The organism is Clostridium beijerinckii, from assembly GCA_003129525.1.
GTDB classification, from domain to species: domain Bacteria; phylum Bacillota; class Clostridia; order Clostridiales; family Clostridiaceae; genus Clostridium; species Clostridium beijerinckii_D.
On record CP029329.1, the window covers coordinates 425,562 to 437,504 of the forward strand.

General features: G+C 30.9%; 12 protein-coding genes. All 12 read right to left on the bottom strand.

Features of this window, described 5'->3' with window-relative positions; all coding sequences use genetic code 11:
* Window positions 1-102: 102 nt before the first annotated feature.
* The 12 genes from selD to DIC82_01815 all read right to left on the bottom strand — a co-directional run bounded on the left by selD (window position 103) and on the right by DIC82_01815 (window position 11,894).
* Entirely contained in the window at window positions 103-1,140 is a 1,038-nt protein-coding gene (gene selD, locus DIC82_01760) for a selenide, water dikinase SelD (GenBank protein AWK49891.1), read from the bottom strand.
* A gap of 143 nt (window positions 1,141-1,283) precedes the next feature.
* Window positions 1,284-1,910 (bottom strand): sulfurtransferase-like selenium metabolism protein YedF, encoded by a 627-nt coding sequence (gene yedF / locus DIC82_01765; protein AWK49892.1) that lies wholly within the window; start codon window positions 1,908-1,910, stop codon window positions 1,284-1,286.
* 14 nt (window positions 1,911-1,924) lie between these two features.
* Window positions 1,925-2,413 (bottom strand): molybdenum cofactor biosynthesis protein, encoded by a 489-nt coding sequence (locus tag DIC82_01770; protein ID AWK49893.1) that lies wholly within the window; start codon window positions 2,411-2,413, stop codon window positions 1,925-1,927.
* Between the two features lie 3 nt (window positions 2,414-2,416).
* Window positions 2,417-2,863: an MOSC domain-containing protein gene (locus DIC82_01775; protein AWK49894.1), complete on the bottom strand. Its 447-nt coding sequence runs from the start codon at window positions 2,861-2,863 to the stop codon at window positions 2,417-2,419.
* A 23-nt stretch (window positions 2,864-2,886) separates the two neighbouring features.
* On the bottom strand, window positions 2,887-3,903 hold the full coding sequence (gene moaA / locus DIC82_01780; GenBank protein AWK49895.1) for a GTP 3',8-cyclase MoaA: 1,017 nt from the start codon (window positions 3,901-3,903) through the stop codon (window positions 2,887-2,889).
* Complete coding sequence (locus tag DIC82_01785) at window positions 3,900-4,733, bottom strand: EF2563 family selenium-dependent molybdenum hydroxylase system protein (GenBank protein AWK49896.1); 834 nt, start codon at window positions 4,731-4,733, stop codon at window positions 3,900-3,902. The genes moaA and DIC82_01785 overlap by 4 nt, the downstream gene beginning before the upstream one ends.
* A gap of 41 nt (window positions 4,734-4,774) precedes the next feature.
* On the bottom strand, window positions 4,775-5,590 hold the full coding sequence (gene yqeC, locus DIC82_01790; GenBank protein ID AWK49897.1) for a putative selenium-dependent hydroxylase accessory protein YqeC: 816 nt from the start codon (window positions 5,588-5,590) through the stop codon (window positions 4,775-4,777).
* A 414-nt stretch (window positions 5,591-6,004) separates the two neighbouring features.
* Entirely contained in the window at window positions 6,005-6,382 is a 378-nt protein-coding gene (locus DIC82_01795; GenBank protein AWK49898.1) for a reactive intermediate/imine deaminase, read from the bottom strand.
* 201 nt (window positions 6,383-6,583) lie between these two features.
* Window positions 6,584-7,672, bottom strand: a complete 1,089-nt coding sequence (locus DIC82_01800) for a diguanylate cyclase (GenBank protein ID AWK49899.1) — start codon at window positions 7,670-7,672, stop codon at window positions 6,584-6,586.
* 57 nt (window positions 7,673-7,729) lie between these two features.
* The gene (locus tag DIC82_01805; protein AWK49900.1) at window positions 7,730-9,058 is read right to left on the bottom strand and encodes a putative aminohydrolase SsnA; all 1,329 of its coding nucleotides are present in this window, start codon (window positions 9,056-9,058) and stop codon (window positions 7,730-7,732) included.
* Between the two features lie 10 nt (window positions 9,059-9,068).
* Window positions 9,069-10,670 carry a D-aminoacylase gene (locus tag DIC82_01810; GenBank protein ID AWK49901.1) on the bottom strand — a complete coding sequence of 534 codons (1,602 nt, stop codon included), beginning with the start codon at window positions 10,668-10,670 and terminating at the stop codon, window positions 9,069-9,071.
* A gap of 36 nt (window positions 10,671-10,706) precedes the next feature.
* On the bottom strand, window positions 10,707-11,894 hold the full coding sequence (locus tag DIC82_01815) for a YgeY family selenium metabolism-linked hydrolase (GenBank protein ID AWK49902.1): 1,188 nt from the start codon (window positions 11,892-11,894) through the stop codon (window positions 10,707-10,709).
* Window positions 11,895-11,943 lie beyond the last annotated feature (49 nt).

Consider the following 11,943-nt stretch of genomic DNA (forward strand, 5'->3'; position numbering starts at 1 on the left):
GTATTAGAATTTTATATTTCGCGCTTCGGTCTTATTTCCTCATTGAAAATTAATCATTGAATTTCTAAGTATAAATAGAATTTAAATTTAGAATATATCTAATTATTTAATTATTATAGGTTTATCACCATTATCAACAACCTGTCCAATAACTCTTGCATATGGTGTGAACATTTCAATTCTTGATAGAAACTCTTTAACATTTCTTTCAGGAATTGAAAGTAGCAATCCACCTGATGTTTGAGGATCTATTAGCACATCTTGTAGCTCCTGTTTAATATTTGAAACTAAAGTGAATTTATCTTTTAAATAATCAAGATTATTGTACATTCCTTCAGGTATAATTCCCATTTTAGCATAGTCTAGTGCTCCATCTATAATAGCTACAGAATCACTAAAAATCTCTATTGTTTTATTACTACCACTTGCCATTTCATAGCTATGACCAATTAAACTAAAACCAGTTATATCAGTGCACGAATTCACATGCAGTCCAGAAGTGCATTCTTTAGCATACTTATTTAATGTAGTCATTATAGATGCAACTTCTTTAATTTTACTTTCAGTTAATAATTCTGCTTTTGCCGCAGTATTCATTATTCCAATGCCTAATGGTTTTGTAAGTATAAGTATATCTCCAGTTTTTGCATTACTATTTGAAAGAATTTCATTTGGATGTGCAAATCCACTTACACAAAGACCATATTTCGGAGTTGGATCTGCGATAGTATGTCCACCAGCAATTACTGCTCCAGCTTCTCTAACTTTATCGTATCCACCAGCAAGTATGTCACGCATAATTGATATATCTAAGCAAGAAGGAAAGCAAAGCAAATTCATAGCTGTTGCAGGATTTCCACCCATTGCATAAATATCACTAAGAGCATTAGCCGCTGCAATTTGACCAAATGTATATGGATCATCTACCATTGGTGGAAAGAAATCTACTGTTTGAATTGCTACTGTATTATCATTAATTTTATATACACAAGCATCATCATTAGTATCAAATCCCACAAGTAAATTTGAATCTTCAAACTTAGGCAAACTACTTAAAACATTATGAAGTACTCCAGGTCCTATTTTGGCAGCACATCCTGAAGTTTTAGTTAAACTAGTAAGTTTTATATTGCTTGACATATAATGCCCCTCCTTGAAATTAATTAACTGTTTAATATATGTTATTACAACATCTTTTCATCAAAATCTTCAGTAACCGAATAAATGCATTCGTCTTTATTTCAGTAGGATATACACATAAGTACAGTTTTCACCTTAGGTATCTATAAAGTGATAACTTTTGATGCTTCTTTCATAGAATTTGTTATATCATACATATTGCTTATTTTACCTACCTTAAGCTTTTCTTCAAGTTCATAAAAATTAAGGCATGCGCCACAGACTAATATTTCAACACCTTTACTTTCTAAATCTTTTAAATGCTCTATTGCCTGCTCATTTAATGTAGGAACTTTTACTCCATCATTCATAAACAAAATTGATTTTGGTAAATCATCGCCTTCTAAAATTGTATAAAAGTACATTTTCATTAGTGACTTTCCAAGTTCTTCATTACCTGCTCCAATAATATCTTTTCCAATAAATACTGACCAGGTACCTAAAACATTTTTCTTTCCTTCTAATTTAGCCATTATTTCATCACATTCTTCGCATTTTTCAGCTTCATTCGCCTTATCTGAATCCTTTGAGAAATAAACTTTAAATACTCCGTTACCTTCTTCTAGAGATGTTATAAACTCTTGGCTATTAGCTAACTTCTGAAGATTTTGTACAGCAATGTTATTATCAACTTCAACTATAAAACTATTATTTCCACCGTCTATTTCTTTCTTTGCCATTATTACAGGCATTGGACAATTCTTACCTTTTGCATCAATTATCTTATTCATTTATTATCCCTCCCTTATCTTCCGCATTCCCCGGTATGGCCTTTTAGAATTTTAACTCCATGTTCCAATTCAGATATAATATAATTTAAACTCTCTCTTACAGCCTTTTCACTTCCTGGCAAATTTATTATTAGTGTATTTTTTCTAATAACAGAAACACCTCGACTAAGCATTGCTCTTTTAGTTATTGCCATTGAATATGCTCTCATTGCCTCTGATATTCCTGGTACTAATCTTTCTCCTATTTCTAGGGTAGCTTCAGGCGTATTATCTCTCTTTGAAAGTCCAGTTCCACCAGTTGTAATTATCAAGTCAACAATATTTTCATCACATAGCCTTTTCATTTCATTACTTAACATTTCTTTTTCATCTGGAAGTATCTTATAAAATTCAACTCTATAATTATTAGATTCCATAATTTCTTTAATTGCAGCTCCGCTTTTATCTTCTCGCATTCCTGCATAACCATTATCACTGGATGTGATTATTCCTATCCTATACATTTCTCATATCCTTTCTACATCAGATAAAATTTCCATATTATCTCCACAAGTTATTTTTCCTCCATTAATTACCCTTGCAAAAACTCCATTTTTAGGCATTATACATTCACCCATTTTTTTATAAATTTCACAATGACTATGACACTCTTTTCCTATTTGAGTCATTTCTAAAATAACCTCATTACACTTTAATTTTGTTCCAATAGGTAAAGTTGTAAATTCAATTCCTTCTACTACAAGATTTTCTCCAAATGCGCCATCTATAACATTCGCACCTTTTTTATTAAATTCATCTATTTTGGCATAAGACAAAAGACTTACTTGCCTATGCCAATTTCCAGCATGTGCATCATTTTCTATCCCAAAATTCTCTATAAAGTTTCCTTCTTGAATATTTGTCTTTTGTGTACCTCGCTTTTCACTTATGCATATTGCAATTACATTTCCCATAATTTTTTCTTCCCTCTTTCTTATTAGCCACCAATCTGTGACATACTTTTTACTTCCAAATTATCACTTTTAGATAACTTGTTAAAACCATGTTTTTCTGGTTTATTTAAAATTCCATTTTTAATTGAAAGAGTTAATTCCTCTTCACTAGTTCCGTTTCTAATTAAAGCTTTTAAATCAATTCCATCACTATAACATAAACATGGTTTCAGAAACCCATCCGAAGTAATTCTAATCCTATTGCAATTTGGGCAAAATTCATTACTCACAGCACTAATCAATCCTATACGCCCTTTAAAATTATCATTTTGGTAATATGTAGCTGGACCATTGTCACTGAAATTCTTTAAATCCTTTTTTTTATTTTCAGCTTGTAAACCTCTACTCCAAATTTTAAATTCTCCAAAATTCTTTTCGATAATTTCTAATATTTCTTTATTTGAAATACTATTAAATAAATTTCCGATTCCGATCGGCATCATTTCGATAAAGCGAACATCTATGTTATTATCTTTAGCTATTGCTGCAATATCATTTATTTCATCATAATTAAAATTTCTTATAGGTACACAATTTATCTTGATTTTTATTCCTAGCTTAATGGACCTTTTTATTCCATCTATAACTTTATCAAATCCATCTCTCCTAGTAATATCTTTGAATTTATTTTTATTTAATGTATCCAAGCTAACATTTATACTATCAATTCCAGATTCTTTTAAATCGCGAACTTTATCAGAAAGAAATATTCCATTTGTAGTTAACGTAACATTCTCAATTAAAGGTATACTCTTAATTGATTTTATCAAATCAGTTACATCTGCTCTAAGAAGTGGTTCTCCACCTGTTATTTTAACTTTTTTTATTCCTAATTTAGAAGCACTAATACAGATTTTAATTATCTCATCAAATGTTAATATTTCATTATTTAATGTACTTGTTATATCTTCTTCTGGAATACAATATTTACATCTTAAGTTGCATTTATCTGTTATAGATATCCTAATATAATCAATATTACGTTCATATAAATCTATCAAATGTATCCCCCCTTTTTACTTTTTCTTAAGTTATTATTCACGTCTATGTTTTGATTTAAATATAAAATTGCTTCTAGAACCCCTCCACCAATAGATCTAGCTTTATCTGAAATTGTAAAGCAATGATTTCTCTCACATCTTGGATCGATATCTCCACTTTTCATTCCTTTAAATACGTTAACATCTTTTTGAAGCATTCCACGTACTATGCCATTTATTTGTGCAAAAATTGGAGTTTCATTAACATAAGCTACAATATCACTTTTTTCTACATAGTCTCCTATTTTAGATTTAGGTAATATTTTCCCATCACTCGTAGCTCTAATTATTCTTTCATTGGTGTATCCTCCAATATCTCCAGGTACTCCAGTATTAGGTATAGCACTTCCATCATATATTGCTTTCCCTAAATAATGTCCTCTTTTTGTTTCAATAACACAATGACAATCAACACCAGCTGTAAATCCTGGTCCAAGAGCAATAACAATTGGCCCATCATTAATGTTTGTTCCTGTATTTTTCTTTGCAATTATCGCATCAACTACTACATCTGGCTTAAGTTCTTTTAAAATTTCTGCTTTTTCATCTACTATTACTGCAATGTGTCCTTGTTTGATAACCTCTATACCTTCTTCTATCCCTGAAACAAGAGTTGCCTTTATCCCTTCTACTTCTACATTATTATCATATACAGCTTGTGAAAATGCTACTGTTCTTCTAACTGTAGTGGGTTCAGAAATATCTGTCATAATTACATCAAATCCACATTTTTTTAATCTATAAGCCACTCCTGTTGCTAAATCTCCAGCACCTTTTATTAATACAATCATTGCTGTTAGCCCCCTTATCCAAAGTTATTATTAGCTTTCTATTATAACTGATCTTTAAATGTTGTTATTATTGTTTCACTTATTCCAAAATTAACTAATTCCTTTGATATATCTTTAGCTCTTTCTACCTCTCTTATATTATCTGCTTTATTTATAATAACTTTATAATGGCATTTTACGTTTTTTCTCTGACCATGAACACTTGATAATATTTTTGCAATATCATGTGGATTAATAATATGTTGTTCATCTGTATCCAAAAACTTTGAAACTAAATTTGATCTATGGCATTTTTCCTTGATGCTTTTTCCTATTGCGTCAATACCACATACACCTACAACTAAATTACTTCCTTCTAATATTACTGGCTCATGCTCAGCCGGTATTTTTAATGGCAATCTTTTTGATCCATCAGCTTCAACCAACAAAAAATCCGCTAATTCTATAAGACGTATAGCCATTTCTTTTGGTAACCCACTTATTTTCTTTAGTCTTCCTTCTTCAATCTCATCAATTATTTTTTTATCTTTCAATTGATTATATTTAAATTCTATATATTTCTCATCACATAACATTCCAACTGTAATCATATTTTCACTATATAATAATTTAATAATATCATCTTCTTTTCCTGTAACCACTACATTATCTTTAGGCATAAACATATGAGTAGTAGTAGTTATAATAACTTTTTTACCTAATCTACTCAATTCACATCCTAATTCATATATTAAACTTGTTTTACCCCCGCCTCCAACAAATGAAATTATCCTTTTTTTATTAGTATCTATTTTTAGTGCTTCTATTAATGATTTTTGTTCCTTTATTTCTGCATTAATACATTCAAAAATCTTCATATTTTCACCTTCATATATTTTATATTTGTATTAAGAACATTTTACTTGAAGCTAAGAATATTTTATATACTTTTTCTCAAGTGCTATAATACAAATAAAAAGATTAAAATTTTACCTTTTAATCCTTTTATTTATATTATATAAAATTTAACAATTATAAACAAATTAAATTCTAATTTAATTTTTCATTATAAAGCCCCATTCAGATGCACCCTTCTAATCTATACTTTATACTGTGAATATATTGCCAACTAAAAATAAAAGGGTATGCTTTTGTGGAATATTACTTTGAAGGTTTTGATGGCTGTGCTTCTAGATTAGAAGCACCCATCAAAATTCCCTTGAAACCAAAACAAAAGCATGCTCCTTATTTCAGTAGATTATCCTCATAAGTACAATTTTCACTTTGGGTATTTATTCTACTGTTGCAATAACTTCTATTTCAATAACTGCATCCATTGGTAATTTAGCTATTTGAACACAACTTCTTGCTGGTGGATTTTCTTTAAAGTATGTTCCATAAACCTCATTTACTGCTGCAAAATCATTTAAGTCCTTTACAAATACAGTTGTTTTAAATACTTTATCCATACTTGTTCCTGCTTCTTCTAATATAGCCTTACAATTTTCTAAGCTTTGTTTAGTTGCTGTCTTTATTTCAGTTTCTAAAACTTTTGTTTCAGGATTTAATGGTAGTTGTCCTGAAGTATATACTAATCCTCCAACTACTAAGCCCTGTGAGTATGGTCCTATTGCTGCAGGTGCATTTGTTGTATTTATTATTTTGTTCATTTAATTTCCTCTTTTCATATTTTATTTTTTATCAAGTTTCACTTATCCAGGAGCGTGCAGCCGTTATCTCCCACTAAAAAAAGTGGGAGTGTTACGGATGCTAGCTATCGGATAAAATTTATTTTTAATGGAGTTCAGTTCTAAACTCCCCATTAAGCTTAAAATAGGTACTTTTACTATTTCTATTTACCTTCTAAATTATTATTTATATTGAATTGTTAACGCATTCTTTGGACATTTAGTCACACATAATCCACAACCAAAACATTTATCAATATCAATTACAAGTTCATCTCCAATTGTAATTGCCTCATATACACAACTTACTTTACATTGTCCACATTTAACACATAAAGCTTGGTCTACTACTGGAGGAATTGCTTCTGTTCTAAATGTTCTATCTGCTGCTTTTTTGTGAGCTAATCCGATTATTTCATTAACATCTTTGTATCCATGGATCTCTAAGAATTCATTTAATTCCTTAGCAATCTTTCCATATACTCCAGGTCCTTTTAATATAGCTTCTGTACAAACTTCTACTGCAGTTGCTCCTGCCATTAACATTTCTGCTGCATCTTTTCCGCAAGTTACTCCACCAACACCGATTATTGGAATATTTACAACTTGTGATGCATCATATATGTTTCTTATTGCAAGTGGTCTTATTGGTGCTCCTGATAGCCATCCATATCCATTCTTACTTCCCATTATTGGATATCCAGTTTCAGTATCAATTGCCATACATGGTCCAAATGAGTTAATCATAACTAATCCATCTGCTCCTGCATCTTCTAAAGCTTTTGCAATTACTTGAATATCAGTATGTGGACTCATTTTCATAAATACTGGACAATCTAAAGCACTTTTAGCTGCTTTCATTGCTTCAACTATTGGTCCAACATCTGTACCAACATAATGAGTTGATAGTTCAACCGCATCTGCATAAGGTTTTATAAGTGGTGCAACTTGTTTAATTTGTTCTGCTGTATATCCCATACTTATAATCATTGGGACTCCAGCTTCCTTAGCTCTCTTATATTCTTTTTCTATCCATTGTTCTTTTGGCAATTCTGACCATAGTTCTGTATTTAAAAATCCTGAATTTGTTCTTGCCATACATGGTCTTGGTACATCTGCTGGATTCACTGAGATTGTCTTAGTAACTAATCCACCCGCTCCAAGCTTCACTGCTTCAAAACAAAGTTCTCCATCTTTTGCTCCAGGACCTGCTGCTGTAAATATAGGGTTTTCAAATTTCATTCCTAAAATATTAACGTTTAAATTTGACATAATAAACACGCTCCCCTTAATTTATTAATTTAATAATTATTCTTACTAAATTACATTTTAAATTCTATCCCATAGTTTTTGACTTACTTTTCTAGCTTCAGCTAATATCTCCTCTTCATTAACACTTATAAGCTTACCGTTTCTAACTAAAACCTTTCCATTTACTATAGTTGTATCTACAGATCTTCCCATCATTCCAAATAAAACATGTGAATTATAGTTACTTTCATTCATTGGAGTCAATGGATTATAATCTACTATTATTACATCTGCGTTGGCTCCCTCTTCGATAATTCCAAATTTCCCTTCGAAATGTCTTTCTGCAATTTTTCTATTGTTTTCAAATAGCATTAAAGGCACTTCTCCCCAAGCTACTGATGGATCTTTTAAATTATGCTTATGAATTATATTGGCAACCTTCATAGACTCAAACATATCTTGAGTATATCCATCTGTTCCAAGTCCAACAGTTACACCTTTATTTATAAGGTCAAGCGCTGGTGATACACCTACTGCATTTCCCATATTTGATTCTGGATTATGTACTACAGATGTGTTTGTCTTTACAATTAATTCTTGCTCATTTTCATCTGCATGCACACAATGAACTGCAATTGTTTTTTTTCCTAATATATTGAAATCATTTAGTCTTTCCACTACTCTTTTACCATGTTTTTTCATACACTCTTCTTCATCAGCCAATCCTTCAGCTACATGTATATGATATCCACAATCTAACTTCTCAGCTTCTTTTACACATTTTCTTAAAGATTCATCAGAAAGTGTAAAGCTTGCATGCATTCCAAACATTCCAGATTTCATGTTGTCTTTCTTTTCTATACAATGCTTTATATAGTCTACATTTTCTTTTATTCCCTCTTCTAAAATTTCTTCTCCATCTCTATCCGAAACTTCATAGCAAAGGGAAGTTCTTATTCCAAGTTCTTCTGCTACTTTTCCAATTGTAAAAAGGCTATTTTTAGCAGCATTGGGACTTGCATGGTGATCAAAAAATGTCGTTACTCCAAACTTTAAGCTATCCATTAGTGTTGTGTAAGCACTATATTTTACATCTTCTAATGTTAATTTTCTATCTAATCTCCACCATAAGTTATTTAGTATATCTAAGAAATCCTTAGACGTAGGTCCATCTAAATTCATTCCTCTTGCAAAAGCGCTATATATATGTCCATGTGTATTTATAAGACCTGGCATTATAACTTTTCCCTTTGCATCTATATATTCTACATCCCCGTATTTATCTAAGATATCACTAGTATTTCCATAATCAATTATCTTACCGTCACTTACAATTAATGCACCATTTTCTATAAAGGGCTTTTCTTTATTTTGAGTTATTAGTCTTCCATTGCCTACAATTTTCATAAAAATCCTCTTACCCCTTTCTAAGTACTATACCTGCTTTCACCTTTTTATATTCTCCATTTTCAACTGCTACTTGACCGTTTATAATCACATATTCAATGCCTTCTGGATATTGAGTTGAATCTTCAAATGTTCCTTTATCTATAACCGTATCCGCGTTAAAAATAACTATATCTGCAAAATATCCTTCTTTAATCAATCCTCTGTCTTTTATATTAATTGCATTTGCTGCTTTACTAGTCATTTTCATAACTGCTTCTTCAAGAGTTAACACATTAAGCTTTCTAACAAATCTTCCAAGTATCCTTGGGAATGAACCATAAGCTCTAGGATGAGGTTTTCCTGAAAGTAATCCGTCAGTACAAACATTTTGTTCTGTTAATTTCATAAACTTTATTATGTGTTTTTCAATTCCATAATAATTAAACATTCCAACTGCATTTTCTTCTTCTAACAAAAGATCAAAAGTTGCATTATATGGATCTTTACCTTTAAGTTCTCCAATTTCAACTAAATTTTTTCCTATAAACTGTTCATTTCTCTTATGTTTTACTGAAGTTACATATATTCCATCTAATCCTGCAAAGTCAATAAAATTATCCCATGCTTCCATATCATTTTGTTCATTATTTTCCATATCAAGAATCATCTTTTTTCTCATTTCAGGAGAAGCTAGTCTTTCCAAAAGTTTATCTGTACCTCCATCATGAGCCCAAGGTGGCAATATTACTCCAAGCATTGTGCTTCCTGTTGCATATGGATATTGGTCAAGTGTAACTTTTATCCCTTTCTTTTTAGCTTCATTAAGCAATACAATTACTTCATCAACGTGCTTCCAATTCTTTTTTCCACATACTTTAAAATGTGAGAAATGAACTCTTACTCCTGATTTTTCACCAATTTCAATTACTTCTTTCATTGAACTTATTATTGAATCTGCTTCACTTCTTTGGTGAATTACAAATACTCCATTAAATTCTGCTACTACCTTACAAAGTTCAACAAGTTCTCTTGTTCCTGAATAAGCACATGGCATGTATATCAATCCAGTAGATAATCCATAAGCTCCTGCTTCCATTTCTCTTCTTGTAACTTCACACATTTTCTTTAATTGTTCTTCATCAGGTTGTACATTATCAAGACCAAGTACTTCCATTCTTACATTTCCATGGGGTACCAAATAAGCTTCATTTAAGCCTACTCCGTTATTTTCCATCATTTTTAAATAATTATCAGTAGTTTCATAATTCCAATTTATTTCGTCTGATTCCCCATCTAATCCAGCCAAGTTTTTCCTCCAGGATGCTACATATTCTTTTGGTAGCGGCGCCATTGATATTCCATCCTGACCTAATACTTCTGTTGTTATACCTTGTCTTATTTTTATTTCATTATATGGATTTTCTAAGATTTTAAGATCACTATGTGAATGAGTATCAATAAAGCCTGGAGCTATTACTAACCCCTCAGCATTTATTATTTTATCTACATTTTCATTATTAATCTCATATGATATTTTATCTATTCTTTCATTGCAGACCAAAACATCTCCTTTGTAACCTTCATTTCCACTACCATCTACTATGAAACCTTTTTTTATTAATATCTTCATCTTTAATCATCCTCTATATATCTATTAAGCCATTTGTTATTTATTATAAACAGACTTTAATATTCCATAATATCCTTCTGCACCAATAAATAATTGTTCTTGTTCTATATATTCATCAATTGTATGAGCTAAATTTTCTTTTGATGGTCCAAAACCAATTGTTCTGATTCCTGCTTCCCCAGCATAATGAGAACCATTTGTACAGAATGAATATTGAGTTATTTCTGGATTAATTCCTGCACTTCTTAATCCTTTAAGAGCTGCCTTAACAAATTCATCGTCTTCTTTATATAACCAAGCTGGAAAGAATCTTTCACCTTCAATTGTTTCACCTGTATAACAAGTTTCTTTTCCTACTGCATATGAAACTTTAGCATTCATTTCTTTATCCACTGCTATTAATTCATCAATAATTTTTTGTATTGGTGCTAAAACTTCTTCTTTAGTTTCTCCAACTAAAAGTCTTCTATCAAATGTAGCTCTACAATAATCTGGAACTACTGATGCTCCTGGATATGGTGAAGATTTAATATCAGTTAAAACTAATATTCCTTTTCCTAGTACTTCATGAACTGGAGTTTCTATATCTTGAATTCGTTCAATTATCTTTGACATTTTATAAACTGCATTTATTCCTTGTTCTGGATTAGCTGAGTGAGCTGGTCTTCCAAAAGTTTCAATAACAATTTCTGCTCTTCCTCTTTGACCAATCTTTAAATTTAATTCAGAAGATTCACCAATAACAACATAATCAGGCTTTATAGCTTCACTTATTTTTCTTGCTGATACGCCTTCAAAAATTTCTTCATGAACTACACCTACAACAAAAATATCGCCTTCAAAATCTCTCTTAGTATCTTCTGCAAAATAAGCTGCGGCTAATATCATAGCTGAAGTTTGACCCTTCATATCGGAAGTTCCTCTTCCATAGATTTTTCCATCAACTATTTCGCCTCCAAAAGGTGCATGCGTCCATTTTGAATCATCTGGTACTGGTACTGTATCTATATGTCCATCGAAAAGTATTCTCTTTCCAGGTTTGTTTCCTTTAATATGACCAATTATATTACCATAAGCGTCTATGGAGCATTCGTCATATCCTAATTCTTTAAATTTTCCTTTTATTACGTCTACAACTTTAGATTCATCACCTGAAACTGATTGATTTCTTACTAATTCTTGGCATAACTCAGTTAAACTTTCTTTTCTTTTATTAGTTAGCATATAGATCTCCTTTCATTCTAAATACTTATTTTTTATCCAACATCAGCAA

Coding starts and splice junctions, on each gene's coding strand:
- selD (AWK49891.1), bottom strand. CDS start 1,140: ATGTCAAGCAATATAAAACTTACTAGTTTAACTAAAACTTCAGGATGT.
- DIC82_01775 (AWK49894.1), bottom strand. CDS start 2,863: ATGGGAAATGTAATTGCAATATGCATAAGTGAAAAGCGAGGTACACAA.
- DIC82_01785 (AWK49896.1), bottom strand. CDS start 4,733: ATGATTGTATTAATAAAAGGTGCTGGAGATTTAGCAACAGGAGTGGCT.
- DIC82_01805 (AWK49900.1), bottom strand. CDS start 9,058: ATGAAAATTGTAGGCAATGGAAGACTAATAACTCAAAATAAAGAAAAG.
- DIC82_01770 (AWK49893.1), bottom strand. CDS start 2,413: ATGTATAGGATAGGAATAATCACATCCAGTGATAATGGTTATGCAGGA.
- DIC82_01815 (AWK49902.1), bottom strand. CDS start 11,894: ATGCTAACTAATAAAAGAAAAGAAAGTTTAACTGAGTTATGCCAAGAA.
- yedF (AWK49892.1), bottom strand. CDS start 1,910: ATGAATAAGATAATTGATGCAAAAGGTAAGAATTGTCCAATGCCTGTA.
- DIC82_01800 (AWK49899.1), bottom strand. CDS start 7,672: ATGTCAAATTTAAACGTTAATATTTTAGGAATGAAATTTGAAAACCCT.
- yqeC (AWK49897.1), bottom strand. CDS start 5,590: ATGAAGATTTTTGAATGTATTAATGCAGAAATAAAGGAACAAAAATCA.
- DIC82_01810 (AWK49901.1), bottom strand. CDS start 10,670: ATGAAGATATTAATAAAAAAAGGTTTCATAGTAGATGGTAGTGGAAAT.
- DIC82_01795 (AWK49898.1), bottom strand. CDS start 6,382: ATGAACAAAATAATAAATACAACAAATGCACCTGCAGCAATAGGACCA.